This window comes from Celerinatantimonas yamalensis, assembly GCF_046054155.1.
GTDB lineage: Bacteria > Pseudomonadota > Gammaproteobacteria > Enterobacterales > Celerinatantimonadaceae > Celerinatantimonas > Celerinatantimonas yamalensis.
In genome coordinates this window covers 94529-113847 of record NZ_JBEQCT010000005.1, presented here as the reverse complement: position 1 = coordinate 113847, position 19319 = coordinate 94529, and the positions used below count along the sequence as shown (strand labels likewise).

Below are 19319 nucleotides of genomic sequence, written 5' to 3'. Positions count from 1 at the left end.
TCCACTTCGAAGGCCGATTGGATAAATATCTGGATTTATAAAAATAGGCCTGACACAGAATTATGAACAGCCTCCAATTCAGTCCATGTTGACCGAATGTCTCTTCACGATCAGATTCTATAATGACAATAAAAGCAATTTCTATAAAATTATATTACTTATTATTAAATCTTTTTTCTATTTCTTGATTAACTTTATCTAATATCTCAAAAACTTCTAAGCTATTTTCTTCCATTTGATTAAAAGCGGCTAATAACTTTGAATAATTTAAAGGTGTTTCTTTAATGAGTTCAAAAACTGCTTGAGTACCATTATGTAATTTTGAATGTGGTTTCTCTAACGATCGGTATGAAGCAGCTGCTGCAAAAAATGCATTCCCATCACCTTCATCATACCATTTCCCCAGCCGGCAATGATGATGGTCCACAAAGTCAAATACAGGTTCTTTTTGGTTCATTGAAAGATACGTGTTCGTTTTCCATAACATATGATCTAATTTGGCTAAACTCATAAAAACACGATCTGATACCAAAATGACGTCTTTAACATGTTCACTCACAACATGATTAACATCGTCAATACCCGCTTGTAAACTTCGAGATATTTCACCAATTTTAGTGGTGGTTGTCCAAACCGTTTGAGAATCTGAAGACACCGATTGAACATGGCCTTGCATCGCAGAAATAATATCACTGGTGTTTGTAATGGCTAATTGAGTTTTACTTGCCAATCCCCTAACCTCATCGGCAACAACCGCGAAGCCTCGGCCTTGCTCCCCGGCTCTTGCAGCTTCGATGGCCGCATTAAGTGCCAGTAAATTCGTTTGATCAGCAATACCTTTAATGAAGGTGAGAATTGAACTAATTTCCTCTGCGCGTGATGACAGGAGCTCGACAGACTCTGACGATTTTCTTGCAATTTGCTCTAGTGCTATAAAACCAGACATCATCTCCTTGATTTGTATATTTAATACATCGAACTTTTGATGAATCGATGACGTAGATTCAGCGATGTGTTTCGCTAAGGTGACTGCGTCAGCAAGACTTTTTTGAATATTGACTAAGCAAGTCTTGCTATTTTTATTCTGATAACCCATCAATTCATCAAGCTGCACTTCCCTTTCATTCACTTGAGATGGCATAAAAAGCTGTTGCTGAAGTGTTTCAAGTTTAACTTTTAGATCCATATTTTCTGCTTTCAATGCAGCGTTTTCATCTATTAGATGCTCAATTTTTTGTCTATTATTTTTTCCACTAAATAGTCCCATCACCATTCCTAGTATAAATTACCGTTAAATGCCATTTATTCGATATGGGTATACCTAACTTGTCTATTAGACAATATTTATTCACTCAATTGTCAATTCAACAACCTAATAACTATTACGCTTTTATAGAATTTCTCACTAACTGGCGATAATACGAAATACACATCTATAAATTTTTATTCTAACGAGCGAACAATTTGATTTTAAACATCATATTGTTAGCAGCTTCGTTGGAAGGTATGCCACAGCTTCCGGTGCATTCCCATCAGTAACACAACCACAAAGCTGCTTAAATGGGATGGGATGAAATGGTGACTATAATCGCTGTATCGTATGCCTTTTGAATAGCATAGCAAGTATACACAGAATAGGAGCATCAAATCCTCGGCCATTGCTCAATGGTAAAATTTATCATACCGATATTGTCTTGCAACAAGAGTGGTGTTTTCTATAATAGAGACTCTCATTTGCCACACCAATGAGAAAGGCCGCTATTTCTTACCGTGATACGCCGCTGGTTTTAGCGTAGACCACCGTACTACTCAGCTCACCGCTTGGAAGAATGCGGTCATTACAATGTTTACCTTCAAACTCATACCCACAACGCTCAGCGACAGCCCGACTCTTCAAGTTACCCTCAGCGGCTTTAATTTCTACACGTTTCGCGTTCAGATCATTAAACGCATAGTCTTCGAGTGTCTTGACCGCCTCTGTCATATACCCCATCCCCACACACGAACTTTTTAACCAATAACCGATTTCAAAATACGGAATATCTTTATTGCGAAGTATCAAACCAATTGCCCCAACAAAATGGCCCGATGCTTTATCAAAAAGTGAAAAACGCAATTCCCCTTCAAAATTATTGAAATTCTCTATAGCTTGCTGAGTGCTATTAACCGACTCTTCTTCACTAAGAGCTGATGCAACCCAAGGTAAAAACTGCGCCAAATCAGTCTGACTTTCTCGGATAGCAGCGAGCATCAAAGGTTGATGCGCTAACGATGGCGCTGCGAAATTAAGCCGATTACTTTCCATTATTAATCATTTCCCCCGTAAATAGTCGACCCTGTAAATAGTCATCTCATGTTATCTATATACAGCGGTCATAAATCAAGAGTCAACATAAAACAGTTTAAGGTCTAACGCGAGCATCAAGCGCCTCACACACCCGATTAAATCGATTGCTTGCCTGAGTTTACGAAATACTTTTTGTATGTTTGCGCCTACCGAATGAAGTGGCAAAAGCTCAAACACCAACCCGTTTATTAACCAATAAAAGTTAATTTACCAAAACATGGCACCTAAAGAAACGCTCTTGAATGGGTAAATTTTGTTCTTCGAAAAATGATCCAGAGTAAATAACGTCATACTGATACGGGGCTCAGACAAACTAGACTTGCTCATTTTTTGGAGGCAGTTTACGCATGACTTTCTGCCATGGTGGCAACGTCCGCTCATCGTGTCACTTCCAAATATTTTATAAAACACGAATCTATTGGCGATAGCTCGTCAAAGAGGGAATAGTAGGCAGGGCAACCTCATGAGTGTTTATGCATAATATACCTCACTGTTCAGTCAGCTATAAAATGGGAAAACAAGCCGATTAACCATTAAGAAAGAACGTCATGTATAAATCGTATGCAGTACTCGCTCACCTATACCAGAGTGGCATGGTAAAAATGAATAGTTTAGCGAAATATCTTAGATCTTTCGACCGCCGATTTCGGCTGTAACAACGAACTATTTAAAGCGCTAACATCAAGCTAACCATTCTTTATTGGCCAGCTTCAAGTATGGCAATAATTTTCTTCGCTTTCTCAAAATGATCAAGCCTATGGGTTTTTATCCACCAAGTTGCAGCTTCCATTAATAACGCTGGATCTTCATTTTTGTTAGCAAAAAACGCGTAAAAAGAAACGCCGACATTGTCACCTTTTTGCTCTATCTTCTTAGTACATACATTGATGACTTTCTCTCGCAATGAATGACGCATTTCAACCTTTGGTTTAATTAAGAACGACATACAGATACAATACACGGGTAACAAAAAACAACCAAAACACGGTAGTTATATACAGTCGCTTTAGGGTTACAATCTGACTCATCATAAAAACGCTAATACGGCACATCTTGCTAATCGCCACAAATAGCGCTTCATCATCAACCCGCATGCTGCGCCTCTTCATCCTTAACTTAAACATGGGGTGTTCTCTTACTTCGAAGGTATTACCGTATTAACCTTTGAGTTTTCATCAATCAAGCCGCAAGTTAACCCGATACTCACCACGCGACCAAAATATCGAAAGTAGTGAGATTGTGGCCACCATTATGATTTTTCGACCCAAGTTGTACGACTAAGCCCATAAACAGCGTGATCCACAATATTGCCGTTTAAATTCTCGGCTCGCGTAATAATCCCCTCAAGGCTAAACCCTAACCGTTCACAAACGCTCCGACTAGGTTGATTATGAACCGCTGCCGATATTTGTACTTTTTCCATGCCAAGATCAACAAATGCGATGTCGATTAACTTTGCAACTGATCGAGTCACTATACCTTTTCCTTGAAGATCACAGCTCAGCCAATAACCGATTGCCACTTTTTTAAGTTCATGATTAATACTGTTGAAACTAATATTTCCAACTACTTCACCATCAAAGATGATAGCGCAAGAGAGTGATTTGCCATCAGCATAATCATGCAGCGAGTGTTTAATGAAACTAAGGAAAAAATCTTCGTCATAAGCATGCATCGGCCAAGCTAGCCACTGGCTGAGATAATCACGTTCTCTTGAAACAATTTTAAGATATTGCTTTGCAAATTTAGGATGAACCAGTGCCAGTTCTAATCCTTGCTTAACGTCTAATGTAAACATAAGTTCCTCTTAGAAGCATAGCCCATCCCATCGGGCCACTTAAGATGCGGAGAATGTGCTCCGTTACTCATATTGGCTCGATGTATGATTTAAATGGCGTTAAATCGATGCACTCAAGCTCACAAACAATATTTATGGTGTCAATATGACTGAGGCGCTGTAAATACGCAGCCAAATGAACAAATGCCAAAGGGGATTGGCTAAGAGGAAGGCACCACAGTGCCAACATGAATAAGAAGTAGTCACACGCAGTCAAGTCGCTACCTAGTAAATACTGATTGTGTTCTAACTGTGCATTGATAAGTGATAAAGCGTCAGCAATACGCTCATCTTGAGCCGCAACAACATGAGTAATCGTACTTTCATCATTGGTGTGTCGATGTGGGTAATAACGAACCATCAACTCTGCTTGCAAGGTATTATTCAGATAAGCAAGCCACTGAAAAAAAATTGGGCGAAGTGGATCACCAACGGCTGGCATTAGCGCATACTCTGGGTGTGATTCACACAGATAGATACAAATAGCGGGGCTTTCAAAAATAGGCTGATTATTAGCCACTAATGTGGGTATCCGCCCGGCGGGGTTTAGCTTTAAGTAGTCAGCCGACTTCTGAGCATTTGTTTTTTTATCAACAAGTACTAGTTCATACGCTAAATTCATATGATGGAGTAAAAAATGAGGCGCTAAGCTCGCGTTGTTAGGGTAATAGTAAAGTTGATACATAGTTAACTCCATTGGTAACGATTTAAATAAATCAATCTGTCATTGTCAGCACATTGACCCAATACACCCGCTAACAGTCGCTTTCGTAGAACAATTATTAGTAGGATGATCACCGCACGGATAGATAATCAGCACACAGCAGTAAGGTATATCGCAACAGGTTTACAAAGTCATGAAGCCGACTGAACGCCAATCTTTTTAGACAGATTGATGCCAGTAATGACAAACCCGACGTCTTTGTACAACTTAAGGGCGCGCTCATTATGATAGGCCACTCTGAGCTTGATCTGATTAACACCCACCGCTTGGAGCTGGTTTTCTAATGCAGATATAGCTTGCTTACCAAAGCCAAGACCACGATATTCGCTAAAGATAAAGAAGTCGTAGATAAAGGTTGAACGCTCGTTGAAATTAACTGAGTGCCAGAGATATCCAACCAACATTAATTTCCCATCGACATCAGCGTCTATACATAACAAGGTATGTTCACTGCTCTCTAACCCATGAGCAAAACTGCGATGTAACGCCGCTTTAGCCAACTCGATGGCAAGCTCTAAGGACTCGCCATAATTCTTCACTATTTCTTGACTGTAGTCATCGACAAAATACTGGCAGTAAGCCGAATATTCCGCTTGTTGCATCGCTCTAAGTACAAGCATATTTATTCCTTTATCTGCAATCCCATCATTATTGGCTTATTCAAAGCATAAGGCGGTCTAATTACTGATTTCGTGATGAAGTCAGATCATCAGACTCACCACATAAACTACTACTTATACATTTTAATTTATACAAAGACCACAGAATGAAGTTGTTTAAAATTGAAAATTAAACCTGATTTAACCTTGTTTGCAAAGGCGCAAGGAAATAGCTGGGGTAGACGTTCGTTAACAAGACCGAATCACATTTCTGAAAATGACGAAAACTTGAAATAGCGTCCACAAAAACGTCCATCACTAAATCGTCGTCAAGGGGATATTGTTCCAAATGCAAGGACTTAATTTCTAGAAGACGCGTTTTTCGATGAGCCTTACAATCCATCCGGCCAATAAATTCACCGCGAAACAGAAGTGGTAAACAAAAATAGCCATACTGGCGCTTGGCCTCTGGTACATAACATTCGATCTGATAATCATAGTGAAACAAACTTTTGAGTCGATCGCGCTGGATAACACTGTTATCAAATGGCGACAGAATTAACAGACGATGATTCAGCCGAGGCAAACGACGTTCCAGTGCCCCTGCTTCAATGATAAATATATCACCAGGACCAATTTGAACTTGTTCTAACGTTCCCTGCGCCAATCGCTCATCAACCAAGTACTTGACGGCTTTTCGTAGCTGTATATTACGGCGTAGATAGGTCAGCCCTTTAAGCGAAACAAGCCCATGGCAGCGCAATTGTTGATCAACAAGATGGGTCGCAAATTCTTCCATAGTGGGCATTGTCGCATCCACACCAGAAGGCAACACTCGCTCAGTTAAATCGTAAATTTTCTGGAAACCTTCACGGCTGCTCACCATAAGATCGCCTTGCATATACAGCTGCTCAAGCGCTTTTTTGGCTGGCTTCCAATCCCACCAGCCAGCTCGATTGCGGGTTTTTGTTGCTATATCTCGTGAGCGCAGCGGCCCCTCGGAAATAATGCGCGCTAAAAGTTCCATCATCAGCTTGGTATCATGATCTTTATACCAATGAGTTTGACCATTTTTAATGGCATGTTTATAAGGTAGGGAAAAACGAAAATCCTTGATCGGTAAAAACGCTGCAGCATGTGACCAATACTCAAACACATCGCTATCGAGCAACATTTGATGAGTCATCGCCGGCTCGAAGTTAGGCACGCGAGAATAAAGAACGTGGTGATGCGCTCGCTCTACCACAGAGATGGTATCGATCTGAATATAACCTAAATGATTCACCGCGTTACGCGCACCTGCCGAACCACTGCCAAATGGCTGCGCCTGCAGTAAACCTTGAGAGGCTAAGGCAATACGCCGAAGTCGAGCCAAGTCTTGGGGACATTTGAGTTCGATCATAAGTTAAATCTGGCGTCTTATTAAACATAAAAATGTCATCGTCATATGTTCACTATATCCCTCACGTAGCGCCTGCGTCTTCATCACTTTACTGACTTAAGGGCGCTAAAGGTTGTTGTGCTGTGCAACATGTGTGTGATGAGGAAGTCGGAACAAAATAAAATAGACTTCCTCGTCAGTGACTTCATAGCTAAGTGATTTATACGATCTAACAATACGCCCATAACGGGTCATCAGGTCAACTAAGTCATTATCCGAAAAGGTTCAACTCCCCATACTTTTCTAAGCATAAGACAAGGGATCTACAGCGCTTTGTATTCCCGCCTATCAGCTTAAAATTTCTTCGATAGTGATGTAATCACCCACGCGTCCAGTCATCTGCTCAGCATCAGTATTTACAGGCAGTGTTTTCTTACCTGGCCGCCAACCTGCTGGACAAACTTCGCCAGTTGCGGTTGCATACTGCCAAGCTTCAATTTGACGCAAGAATTCATTCACATTACGACCCACAGAGTCTGCTTGGACTTCTTGTGCAACACAAATACCATCAGGGTTAAAAAGGAAACGGCCTCGAAGAGCGACCCCTTCTTCCTCTACCAACACACCAAAATCACGACTCACTTGTTGAGTCGTATCTGCACCTATAGTCAGCTTCAATCCGGCCAATACAGGCTCTGTTTCTACAAACCGCTTATGAGAGAATTTCGAATCAACGGAAACAGGTAGAATTTCTACGCCCATCCTCTGAAACTCATCATATTTCGCATTCATCGCTGCAATTTCAGTTGGACAAACGAACGTAAAATCAGCAGGATAAAAACAAATCGCGACCCATTTGCCTTTGTAATCGTCACTAGACACAGTGACATAATGACCAGTTTTTGAGTCATACGCCTGCATTTTAAACTCTGGCATTTCCCTGCGCACCATTGTTGAGCTCATTATTTTGTTCTCCTCAGGAATATTAGTTTCAGTATTATATTGTGTATTTTTTTTAAGTTTTATTGGTTGAAGCTTTACATCACAACTCATACCTTTATCCTTCATATAGTTAAACAGTCTTTTAGTCTGTTTCAGTACCTTAAGTACATTAGTTTAATCTAATTTACTTGTACAATAACTCATGCCTATTAATCTGATAGGAAAAAACACATATATTTTAAAATAATTGCATTTCACACTCATTCCATTTATTTACATTGTCTACTTTTCACAATGTGGTATGCAATTCAGTGCCTCAATGAGAGTAGAAATTTAGCGAGCTAACCTATAGCGAAGAAAAATAGAATAGCTAGGCATAGCTAATTCAGATTAAGCCCCTTATACAAGTAAAACAATAACAAATCGACAACACCATTCATTATTAGAAATATCTATTAATTTTTAATAACTTTAAGTAGTTTATGGTAGCTACCACTATAATAGTAGTGCAGTTATTTCTACTTTTACTATTTTTTAGATGGGATGAATAATAATGGAAATTTTAAAATAAATTATCAAATATGACTTAAAATATCCTGATGATACTAATTTCTTGCCTGCAATAGTTGAATTCGCGATTGATGAACAACGTTGCTTTGGGCTGAAGGCATCACTAACAGGGCTTCAGTTATCAAGTTAATTTAGTCGCCCTAAACTAATCCCTTTCGCTTACTATTGAGAAAAAAACGATAGGGCTAATGCTGACAATTCAACGAATTCTTTAGTAACAGAGTCTTTTACTCTCAGTTATATAAATCCTGCTAGCGCTTCACCAACATAAGCCATAATATCTATATTTTCATTTATTTTCGAAGGCTTATAGTAGGCGGAAACTTGCGGATTTTTTAATATAAAACGCGGACGCATCGGATCATCGGGATGATCCGATAAAGCAACACAGATAAAATTTTTATGAAGTTTAATGTCACTTATTTTCCAGTTTTAGAATGTAACGTCCAGGTTTTACTCCTGTATGTAAATATCTGATAGCGGCTTCATTAACTGCACTTAATCGGCGTGCAACTTTAAGCTGATTATCATATTTGTCATAGATTATTGATAAATTAAGTCTTTTTATAACTAGCTGGTTTAACCATTATCTTTAATGGCAAAATAATTAAGATGGACTTTTGTATGCACTTTTTTCAATAATCGTCTCAAAGGTCGCCATAAGATCCTTATCATATTTACCCTCTGTTTCACTATGCAGTATATTCATGATTTTAGAATGCGATTGCGCGCCATGATAAGGTCTGATAACAGCCATAGCATCATACCCGTCTGCGATGGAAATGATCCGTGAACATAAAGGAATGTCATCGCCGACAAGCTGATCAGGATAGCCTTGTCCATCCATTTGCTCATGATGATGACGAATGATAACGGCAACTTTTTTGGCGCCTTCAAGTTCTGTAGCTAACATGATTTGCTCGCCGATAATCGAGTGTTTTTGCATGATCTGCCATTCGAACATGTCAAATAAACCTGGCTTTAACAACACATTATCTGGGATGCCAATTTTGCCAATGTCATGAAAAGAAGCCGCGATTTTGAGCAGATTAATCGTCTCAAGGGGGAGTCCATAGCTCGTAGCGATTTCAGTAGACAAAATTTGGACACGCTCAGAATGTAGGCGTGTTAGCGGATCTCGATACCCCAAGGCTACCGATAGCGCCTTTGTATATTGGTATAATGCATCAAATGCTGGATCATCAAGTTTCATCGTTATATCTCATCAATTCATAAAATTTTAACACCCCAGCGAGTAGAAAATTATGGATGCCAACGATTCATTTTTCTATCTGGTTTCTTTGGTTATGTGACTTTTCCCCGATATTGATAAATAAGATCGGCATATCAATCACTGACCAGCTATTTCATAAACATCAGGCACAATGCTCATAAATTTAAAACCACATTTAACCAATACACGCTCTAACGCAATAGAGCCTTAGGTCACTGCCGCCTGATACTGATTGATTTGATGCTGAAATATTGCCCAATTGATCTTAGCATTCAAAGACTCCGTAGCATATTATTGACCATAAAATTCGGGTCACAACATATGACCTAATTCTGCAATCTGGTTGGACACAGAAAAATTCGTGCTCTCGACTGTACTACCTGACTCTTTGTTGGAAATGTCCAAACACAACCAAGACACCAGATGCGATTCCCACGGTATTAGCCTAAATTTGAATTTCTGTTCAATGACCTCAACATTCGGCGGTTCAAAGCAGAATGAAATAACATTTGGCTCAAACTGTAAACGAAACAGGAGGTCAATCGCTCTTTGTATTTGTAATGAGAGCCATCTTTTAAGCGCGCGCTCTCAATGATCATACGACGGCCCTTGTGACTATCCCCTTGCAACAAAATGTGCGCTAGGGGTTTGCTATTGTGAGTGGCCTAACCCAAGGTTTCGCTTTTCCATATAGTCAGACAATTCATTTGAATCGCGGTTATGGCTTTCTCTAAGCGCGTGATAAGTACCTTGCTGATCACCCGCTTTTCTGTGCTGACCTAATTTCTCTTTCGCCTGAATATCGTCCACCACCACTTTAAAAGCAACGATCGCCTGCCTTAATTTTTGCTGATAATCATCAGGCATTAACGCTTTGTTGGTCAGTAAGCTAGCCTCATGTTGGGTGATGAGCGCTTGCATGGCGTCTTGTGTGTCAGCGTCACCTAGTAATTGAACCGTCCCATAACAGTGAACAGCGGCATAATTCCATGTTGGAACAGCGGGTTGCTGATGATACCAAGTGGGTGAAATATAAGAATGTGGCCCATTAAATACAATGAGCACTCGTTCATTGTGTAAGGTACGCCAATGGCTGTTTGCCTTGGCAACATGACCATATAACACCCCCTTTTCACCTTCATTGGCGGCAAAAACAAAAGGAAGGTGAGTCGCATTTAAATCCGATGAAATCAATACGCCGAAGTTGTGGCTTGAGATAAAATCTGAAATCGTATTTTGGCCAGTCATTGCCATTTGTTTAGGGATGTACATGCAACGCCTCTTTACTCACATGGCTAGATAGCCCTAGTTTTTAACAATGGGGATTAAACAAACTCTATTTAATCCAATGCGTTATATTTATAAAATTTTTATGCCTACAACGCCACGAATTAACGCTCTTGAGCGCTATAAAATGCTCATATAGTCCACTTTGGGCAGATTTTACCGGTCATTCTCACACGCCCGTCGGATACGCAATTCCCGTTTGACGTTGTAAGCCATCCCGATTAAATTCACTCAACTGATGACCCACTATACCCAAATCGCAGAGCGATCGCATAAACATTTTTCAATCAATTTATGCGCATTAAACAAACAACAATTAGCGTCAAAACAATCACCTATAGACGCCCTAAATGGTTTGCCTAGCCAAATGGAAGACCCTAGTATAGGTGATCTCATTATACAAACGCGTAGAAATAGCGAGACCCGCCCACTTAGTATTCTGAAAAAATCGTCTGAAATTGGGCACTACTTGATTGCGACTTTCTTTGCCGGAATCATCCTTTTTCATTACGCTCCCATGCTTCTAGCCGCCATATTATTGGCATCGATACCCGTGCTTATCGCTGAGATGAAATTTAATGGCGATCTGTTAGCCATTTGATCGAGATGCTGCAAACTCAAGCCGCACATTTAGCCGCGATTGGGCTAATTAAAAGCGCAAAGGGACAAACTTGGCTTGTCTTTCATTGTGCATCGATACCCTATGCTTCGCTCATGTTGCTTGATATTGCTAAACGTTAAACGAGCCAAAAGGTAATCGATAGACCTTGGCCGACTATGCCCTAGCGCTTGGCTTTCAGTTGATCATTCTCAGGGCATCACTTACCCTAAGAGCAACATGATGGATTGATAAGCGAAAAGATGCTCTCATGTCGCCAATGCAAATTTCAAGCATGCTAAATTGCATTTTCACCGATAGCCATCCAACGTTTTCCACAAGAAGCGACATCACAATGTTCACATAACGACAGCGCCGCTTTTGCTCCATCGATATAGCTAGCAACCTAAAAATAAGTAAGGGTAACGAATAGATGAACATAGATTTTTCCCCTCTAACCATACCTGAAACAGGTAACATTGTTTTTTTATTCAGTGAAAACGCATCGCTTTCAAATACCGCTCAGCAACTGGATAACCAAACACAAGGGGCTTTAACTCGGGCCATTGAAATTGAACAATTTAGCGGTAAAAAAAATAGTTTGATGAACCTCACCGCGCCTGCTCACACGCAGTTAAACCGTATCATTGTAATCGGCATCGGCAAGGGCACTGAGCTCGACATTCAACAAGCCGGTGACACACTGGTTCAATCGGTTGAACGATATCAGCTCAGCACCATTTTTGTGGTTGCAGATAGCGATGAGCAAGCGGCTCACTTTGCATATGGTTTAGAGCTCAGTAACTACCGCTTTGATAAGTATCGAACCCGCACAGAACTGCAAGCGAGCTGTATTCTCGAGCAAGTTTCGATGCTTACCGCGCAGCCAGCCCAAGCCAAGCTGTTGCATCAACCACTGCACGCCATCACACAAGGGGTCAAGATTACCCGCGATCTCGTATGGGAACCGGCTAATGTCATCTACCCCGAATCCTTCGCACAATATTGTGAAACATTGAGCGACCATGGTTTGGAGATTGAGATCGTCAATAGCCAAAAAATGAGTGAACTGGGAATGGGTGCACTACTTGGCGTTGGGCAAGGTTCTGCACATGAAAGTCTGATGGTTATCTTAAAATATCAAGGAGCTGCAGCTGACCAAGCACCTGTGGCATTTTTAGGCAAAGGGGTCACGTTTGACAGCGGCGGTTTATCACTGAAGCCCAACTCGTCGATGAACACCATGAAAGAAGATATGGGGGGTGCGGCGACCGTCACTGGCCTAATGGTTACACTTGCAAAACGCAAAGCCAATCTGAATGCCATCGGTGTATTAGGTTTGGTTGAGAACATGCCAAGCGACAAAGCCCAACGTCCGAGTGATGTGGTACATTCAATGTCGGGGCAAACCATCGAAGTGATGAATACCGATGCCGAAGGTCGTTTGGTCTTGTGTGATCTACTTACCTATACCCAACGCACCTTTCAGCCCAAAGCGATGTTTGATCTCGCCACCTTAACAGGTGCTGTTCTTGTCGCCCTGGGCGATGAAATAGCCGGTATTTTCTCAAATGATGACCAATTAGCCGCGCAATTAACGGCTGCGGGAGAAAAAGAGGCTGAGCCTGTTTGGCGCTTGCCAATGGGCGGGCAATTTGATCGCCTACTTAGCAGTGAAATCGCAGATATGCGCAATAACGGGAACAAACTGCGGATTGGCGGTGCCAGTGTTGCTGCTCAGTTCTTAGCTCGCTTTATCGAAAACGGCACCCCATGGGTCCATATCGATATAGCCGGGACAGCATGGGCCCATGAGCACTTGCCCAACAAGCCTAAAGGTGCCACTGGATACGGCATTCGGCTGTTAGATCGTCTCATCAAAGAGCAATTCGAAGCTTAAGTCACAATACGATCCTATTACAAGGGCTAATCAGGTAAACTGATTGGCCTTTTTTAGGTGCCTCACAGGTTAACGAACTGCCTAACAATGACAAAAGCTGCGATATATCCAATTTAATTACTTTTGTATATGTCCTGCACATTATTTTTTAGTTTTTTGTGTTTAGTCTTAGGTATTGGAAGCGCCTTTTCAGTAATGATAATTAATGCTGAGAGCCATTCTGAATCATCTATCTGCCCATCAATGAGTAACGAAGGCTTTGCGCCTGGATACGCTGGCGCTTCGACAAAGTCCCCGATATATTGCTTCCCTGCTTGAGTTGATTTTACAAAAAGCTGATTATCACAGATAAGCGCAACTACTTTTTCATGCGAATAGAGAGCATATTCACCAAACATCTTTTTGAATGATATTCCACATTGATCAGATATCTGCTCTACCACATACTGAACAAAATCTAAATCTGAGGCCATTTGAACTCCTTCGCTGACGGCTTGCTAGGATCCCGTAGATAGCTATCCTAGGATAAACATTTTGCCAAAAATACTTTATCGGACACAGATTGGATAAAAATCTTTTGATACGGGCTTCGCTTTTAGAATACACACGACCAAGTCATACTGATACTTACAAATGCAGCTTTCATCCTCTTGCATGGATACTTAAAGTATTCATGCGTCGATCTGACGAGTCAATTCTTAGTCGGTCAAACAGCTCAGTGTGCTCACCGAACGGTAAAACAAAATAATAAAGATGTATCGATCGTTTAAACTGATTCGAGCCATCAATATCGTGTTTTACAACACGCGATACCATGCTCTATCGTCAATTGGGTCCTACTACCAATATGCACTTAATATTGATCAAACACAGCGATTAGTGGAGTCAAAAAATAGACCGCATCATCTTTGACACAGAGCGATCACTGAGTGACAATCGAAAGCGCCAGGTCAACGATGGTTCGACACATACATAACCACTATTTTAATAAAAGTTCATTTTCGATAGGGATAAATTTATTAGCAGCATGGACTAGCGATGCAGCAGTTAATTTGGCAACGCCACAAACCTCAACAATTTTACCTTTACTGACTCGCAAATTATCAACAAGTAGATCAAAATCACCGTCACCTGAGACCAAAATGACGACATCCGCACCTTCTGAGTACTCTAACGCATCAATGGTAATACCAACGTCCCAATCACCTTTTGCCGAACCGTCAGATCGCTGAATGAAAGGTTTGAGCTTCACTTCAAAACCAATGGCTTTTAAAATATTTTGAAACTCTCGTTGCTTTTTATCACCTTTATCAATTGCATAGGCTATCGCTTTGACGACATCTCGCCCCTCGCTCACAATAGACCATAATTTGTTGTAATCAAAATGACAGCCAAAGACCTGCCGAGTGGTGTAATACACATTTTGCACATCAACCAAAAGTACAACTTTTTGCATCTAAATCATTCCTGTCGCTCGCCTAACAGCTTAAAAATCGGCGAAAAATTGTGGGGTAAATGAGCATAGCGAATAAGCAGCTAAGGTATACTGGCGAAGCTGGCATATAAGTCGCACAGTTTAATCTATTCTATTGGCTTTTTTGTTAGTCTAAACTCTTTGAAAGACGCTCAGAGAAACAACCAAAACCAAGCTTGCGATAGAACTCACGAGCCCCGCGATTAAAATCCATAACCTCAAGACCTAGATCAATAGCGCCTTTCTCTTTGGCAACTTCACAGACACGCGCAACAAGCTGACTTGCGATCCCTTTTCGCTGATAATGACTGGCGACAACAATTGTACCAATTAGGCACCTTTTCATTGAGACTAAAAATGGCAAGTCTGGTGTATCAACTATGGAAGCGCTGACAAAGCCAACCACTGTTTCATCCATTATACAGACCAGCATAAATCTATCCTCTTTTTGAAATGTCGATTGCCAATACCACCAATCACTCCTATCCGCTTTGGGCTTGGCAAAATACCTTGGCATATGGTTAAAGTGCTCCATATTTATTTCGTCTGCTAGCTTGCAGATTCCATCGCGATCATCGTCATTTGCCATGCGTATCTTCATAATAAAGCCTTAAAAAAGTCATGTTCCAATATGAATGATTAACAAGATAAAATGTGTATTTTGATCGTTCAATCAACCAACTCAACACCCAAGTACTCAAGCAGACTCAAGGCCTCAAACCTTGAAAATTTGGCCCCTTTCACTCGGTTTTCAAATACATTAATTGCATAATTGGTTGAGCCACTCAAATCAGCATGCTCCAAGTTTGTTTGGATAAACAGACTGCCCCTGAAATCGCAATCACTCATCACTGAGTTTTTAAAATGACCTTCCCTAAAATCAACATCGTGCAATTGACACGTCTTTAAACTAAGTTCATTTAACACTAGAGCAAAAAAAGAAGAGTCACTTAAATTGCAATCTGAGAAAGTTAACTCGAAATCGCGGTGGTAAATAGGCCAATGCGCCTTGGTCCAATCAACGCCAACTAATTTACTAGCTTCAAATGAAACGCCAAACAATCGAGTGCTAGATAGATCAATTAAGCTTAAATTACAGCCATTAAACTCACAATTAATAAACTGACAGTAATGGAATTTTGACTGAGAGAAATCGCATTCTGAAAAACAGCAGTCTTCAAATTCAATGCGTTCATAGTTAGCTTCAGGTAATTTCAGTTTGGTAAATAGGCGATCAAAGTACAGCTCACCATCTTTTAACGTTTCCATATATTCTCCAATATGATTGCAAGTGGCAGTTTTGCAGTCAATGGTGTATTGACTACCAGTTGATGACTGACTGCAAGCACGTTTAGGATGACAAAGCTCAAGCGACTCTATTTAAGAGGACAGACTCTGAATAGAGACCTCGTAAAATCTACTTAGCGGCCGATATCAATGTTTGTCACATGAAGCCAATGGTAAATTAAACCACCTCACACTTACCTTAGGCTCGCCAAGTATCATATTAGCGATTTATTCAATGACGCCGCCACGGTATCGCTTTTCTATCGATAACGCTAGGACTGTGACCGTATTGAAGGGGTGATATTGCAGGAGCCATTATCTAAAGCACCGAAGCTTTTCACTCGGCGCGCTGATCAAAATACTTTGTTTGGCCCATTGAGAGCCAAACGTCTGCTAGCGTGTTACGAACGCATTTTCGGTTTTACAAACCACTCATAGCCTTTGAGCATTCCTTGCCAGTAAAAAGGGGGCAAAATATCTTTTTTCAAAATCCACGCAAAGGAAGTCGCCTTGGTGCCATCATTCACCCATTTAGGGAATGTGGGTGCAACCTTGCCGCCATAGGTAAACTCAGCCAATACAATCTTGCCTCGCTCCACGGTTAAAGGGCATGAGCCATAGCCATCATAAGTGGCCCGAAGGCTTTTACCAGCCCACGCATCCACAATATTTTGCGCGACAACAGGCGCTTGTTTGCGCACCGCTGCCAATGTTTTGGCATTCGGCGCATTGCACACATCGCCTAACGACCAAACATTGTCAAACGACTTATGTTGCAAGGTATCTCGGTCGACATCCACCCATCCTGACTCATCCACCAGCGGGCTCTCGCGGATAAAATCCGGTGCACTTTGCGGCGGGCAAACATGCAACATATCAAATTCGACCTCAACTTCACTGGGCTCACCTTGTTCATTTTTAGTGGCAAAATAAGCACGATGATTAGGTCCATCAACGCGAACTAAGGTCTGACCAAAATGCAACTTGGCATTATATTTTCTGACATAGCTTTCAAGCGCTGGCACATACTCAGACACGCCAAACAACACGCCACCAGCGTTACAAAATGACACCTGAAAGTTATGCAGTTTATTATGTTTAAGCCAGTAATCACAAGACAGATACATCGCTTTTTGCGGCGCACCGGCGCATTTAATTGGCATCGGCGGTTGGGTAAATACTGCTTTTCCCCCTTTAAGCTCATGCACGAGTTTCCATGTGTAAGGCGCCAAATCATAGCGATAATTGGAAGTCACACCGTTTTGCCCGAGTGTTTCACTCAGCCCTTCAATTGCATTCCAATTCAGTTGAATACCAGCAGCAATCACTAAAAAGTGGTAATCAATGATCTGTCCGTTTTCAAGCAGCACTTTATTTTCGGTAGGAATAAATGTCTTAACCGATTCATTGAGCCACTTCGCGCCTTTAGGGATCACATCCGCCATATTTCGCCGGGTTTTAGAGGATTCAAAAACGCCGCAGCCTACTAACGTCCAACCGGGTTGATAGAAGTGGTCCACAGAGGGATCAATCAAACAGATCCGCAGCGATGAATTGCGTTTTGATATACTAGCGGCTGTAGAAATCCCTGCCGAACCGGCTCCGACAATGACAACATCATATTGATGAGTGTGTTGACCGACGCTTGCATGATTGTCCGTTTGCTGGGCCGCTTGCCAGATTTTGTGGCTGCGATTACCGCTGCGGCAATAGGCGTGCACACATTTTGCGTCTCGCATCGCTTCTTTAAACGCTGCAACATGAGTCGGTTGCATGCCTCCGGCAACAAATGGAATATGAATAGCTTGCATCCCTTTTTCTTTGGCGATAGCTGCAATTTCAGTAAATGGTCGCTGCCCTGCCTCTTCGTCATCGGGTCGATTACATATGATATGTGTCACGCCATCGCGTGCCAGTACGTCGACATCCTCAGGGGTTAGTTGTTCAGATACCGAATACTGCTCAGTAATTTTTTTACGTATCATAGGGTCATTCTCGCTTGTTTAATTTATTATTTTTTTATTTTTTTTCACATACTATTAAGAATAGAACACGCACGTTAGTGAAACGCATTCAATGGAATTTTTAGATAGGCCAAGCCATTTTTCTCAGTTTTTGGCAGATTCCCAGCGCACATATTGACTTGTATAGAGGGTAGAATAAGCCGAGGCATCGCCAAGGTTTTATCTCGACTCTCTCGCAGCTCAACAAAGGCGGATTTACTCACCAATTGATGAATATGAATGTTCTGCTCGCGTTGCTTTTGTACGCTAGTTTGATAGGACAAGGCTCGCCCATTAGGGCAATAGTCGTGACAGATGAAGATACGATAATCATCGGGAAGAGCAAAAATTTTGTGAATCGAATCGAACAAAACACCGGCATCGCCGCCGGGGAAATCAGCACGTGCGGTGCCAGCATCGGGCATAAATAGGGTATCGCCCACAAAAATTGCATCCCCTAACACATGCGTAAAACAAGCTGGGGTGTGCCCAGGAGTATGAAGTGTCTTACATTGAAGTGAGCCAATCTGATAAGTCTCACCATCATGAAACAGATGATCAAATTGCGAACCATCGCGATAAAAGTCATCACTCTCATTAAAAATTGTGTCAAACGTATTTTGCACAATCGTGATCTGCTGACCTATCGCCGTTTGCCCGCCCAGTTGTTCTTGCAGATAGGGTAACGCCGAAAGATGATCAGCATGGACATGCGTATCAATTAACCATTCGACTTGTAACTGATGCACGACTACATAGTCGATGATTTCATCAGCACCGATAAACGAGACCTTGCCAGAGGCATAATCAAAATTCAAGACGCTATCGATAATCGCGCAGCTAGTCGACTGTGGGTCTTTGACAATATACGAAAAGGTATGGCTATCCTTATCAAAAAAGGCGACCACATCGGGCTTTACCATATCAGTTGTAACCATTTCACACCTCACTATTATGCATATAATCAATCAGTTATTTGTGTGATTGAATCATTATCTTGTTGAATACTGGCTAAAGTAAGGGCAGAAATCGTACCAACTCCATGATCAATAATTGATCTATTTGATTTACATGTTTTTTTATTTTTCGCCATTAAATTAGGTTTGACTAATATACCAATTTACGCCACATTTGAC

General features: G+C 41.3%; 17 protein-coding genes. 1 reads left to right on the top strand and 16 read right to left on the bottom strand.

Annotation, left to right across the window (positions count from 1 at the left end):
- Positions 1 to 154: 154 nt before the first annotated feature.
- The 10 genes from ABUE30_RS11690 to ABUE30_RS11645 form a co-directional block, all read right to left on the bottom strand.
- Positions 155 to 1267 (bottom strand): methyl-accepting chemotaxis protein, encoded by a 1113-nt coding sequence (locus ABUE30_RS11690; protein WP_408623965.1) that lies wholly within the window; start codon positions 1265 to 1267, stop codon positions 155 to 157.
- Positions 1268 to 1765: 498 nt separating this feature from the next.
- Positions 1766 to 2305: a GNAT family N-acetyltransferase gene (locus ABUE30_RS11685; RefSeq protein ID WP_408623963.1), complete on the bottom strand. Its 540-nt coding sequence runs from the start codon at positions 2303 to 2305 to the stop codon at positions 1766 to 1768.
- 739 nt (positions 2306 to 3044) lie between these two features.
- Positions 3045 to 3263 carry a DUF6500 family protein gene (locus ABUE30_RS11680; protein WP_408624126.1) on the bottom strand — a complete coding sequence of 73 codons (219 nt, stop codon included), beginning with the start codon at positions 3261 to 3263 and terminating at the stop codon, positions 3045 to 3047.
- Between the two features lie 333 nt (positions 3264 to 3596).
- Positions 3597 to 4145: a GNAT family N-acetyltransferase gene (locus ABUE30_RS11675; RefSeq protein WP_408623961.1), complete on the bottom strand. Its 549-nt coding sequence runs from the start codon at positions 4143 to 4145 to the stop codon at positions 3597 to 3599.
- Positions 4146 to 4212: 67 nt separating this feature from the next.
- Positions 4213 to 4869 carry a glutathione S-transferase family protein gene (locus ABUE30_RS11670; protein WP_408623959.1) on the bottom strand — a complete coding sequence of 219 codons (657 nt, stop codon included), beginning with the start codon at positions 4867 to 4869 and terminating at the stop codon, positions 4213 to 4215.
- A 170-nt stretch (positions 4870 to 5039) separates the two neighbouring features.
- Positions 5040 to 5528, bottom strand: a complete 489-nt coding sequence (locus ABUE30_RS11665) for a GNAT family N-acetyltransferase (RefSeq protein WP_408623958.1) — start codon at positions 5526 to 5528, stop codon at positions 5040 to 5042.
- Positions 5529 to 5697: 169 nt separating this feature from the next.
- Positions 5698 to 6909, bottom strand: coding sequence for a winged helix-turn-helix domain-containing protein (locus tag ABUE30_RS11660; RefSeq protein ID WP_408623957.1), 1212 nt, complete (start codon positions 6907 to 6909; stop codon positions 5698 to 5700).
- A 327-nt stretch (positions 6910 to 7236) separates the two neighbouring features.
- Positions 7237 to 7851 carry a peroxiredoxin gene (locus tag ABUE30_RS11655; protein WP_408624125.1) on the bottom strand — a complete coding sequence of 205 codons (615 nt, stop codon included), beginning with the start codon at positions 7849 to 7851 and terminating at the stop codon, positions 7237 to 7239.
- A gap of 1156 nt (positions 7852 to 9007) precedes the next feature.
- Positions 9008 to 9613, bottom strand: coding sequence for an HD-GYP domain-containing protein (locus ABUE30_RS11650; protein ID WP_408623956.1), 606 nt, complete (start codon positions 9611 to 9613; stop codon positions 9008 to 9010).
- A 672-nt stretch (positions 9614 to 10285) separates the two neighbouring features.
- Positions 10286 to 10906, bottom strand: a complete 621-nt coding sequence (locus tag ABUE30_RS11645) for an FMN-binding negative transcriptional regulator (protein WP_408623955.1) — start codon at positions 10904 to 10906, stop codon at positions 10286 to 10288.
- Between the two features lie 1046 nt (positions 10907 to 11952).
- Here ABUE30_RS11645 and ABUE30_RS11640 point away from each other — a divergent pair.
- Positions 11953 to 13419, top strand: coding sequence for a leucyl aminopeptidase (locus tag ABUE30_RS11640; protein WP_408623954.1), 1467 nt, complete (start codon positions 11953 to 11955; stop codon positions 13417 to 13419).
- 113 nt (positions 13420 to 13532) lie between these two features.
- Here ABUE30_RS11640 and ABUE30_RS11635 read toward each other — a convergent pair whose 3' ends face one another.
- The 6 genes from ABUE30_RS11635 to ABUE30_RS11610 form a co-directional block, all read right to left on the bottom strand.
- Positions 13533 to 13892 (bottom strand): TfoX/Sxy family protein, encoded by a 360-nt coding sequence (locus ABUE30_RS11635; protein ID WP_408623953.1) that lies wholly within the window; start codon positions 13890 to 13892, stop codon positions 13533 to 13535.
- A 506-nt stretch (positions 13893 to 14398) separates the two neighbouring features.
- Positions 14399 to 14875 (bottom strand): LabA-like NYN domain-containing protein, encoded by a 477-nt coding sequence (locus tag ABUE30_RS11630; RefSeq protein WP_408623952.1) that lies wholly within the window; start codon positions 14873 to 14875, stop codon positions 14399 to 14401.
- A 145-nt stretch (positions 14876 to 15020) separates the two neighbouring features.
- Positions 15021 to 15494 (bottom strand): GNAT family N-acetyltransferase, encoded by a 474-nt coding sequence (locus ABUE30_RS11625; protein WP_408623951.1) that lies wholly within the window; start codon positions 15492 to 15494, stop codon positions 15021 to 15023.
- A 68-nt stretch (positions 15495 to 15562) separates the two neighbouring features.
- Entirely contained in the window at positions 15563 to 16162 is a 600-nt protein-coding gene (locus tag ABUE30_RS11620) for a pentapeptide repeat-containing protein (RefSeq protein ID WP_408623950.1), read from the bottom strand.
- Between the two features lie 419 nt (positions 16163 to 16581).
- Entirely contained in the window at positions 16582 to 18165 is a 1584-nt protein-coding gene (locus tag ABUE30_RS11615; RefSeq protein ID WP_408623949.1) for a TIGR01244 family sulfur transferase, read from the bottom strand.
- A gap of 74 nt (positions 18166 to 18239) precedes the next feature.
- A complete protein-coding gene (locus tag ABUE30_RS11610; protein ID WP_408623948.1) occupies positions 18240 to 19121 on the bottom strand; it encodes an MBL fold metallo-hydrolase in 882 nt (293 codons plus the stop codon).
- Between the last annotated feature and the right edge of the window lie 198 nt (positions 19122 to 19319).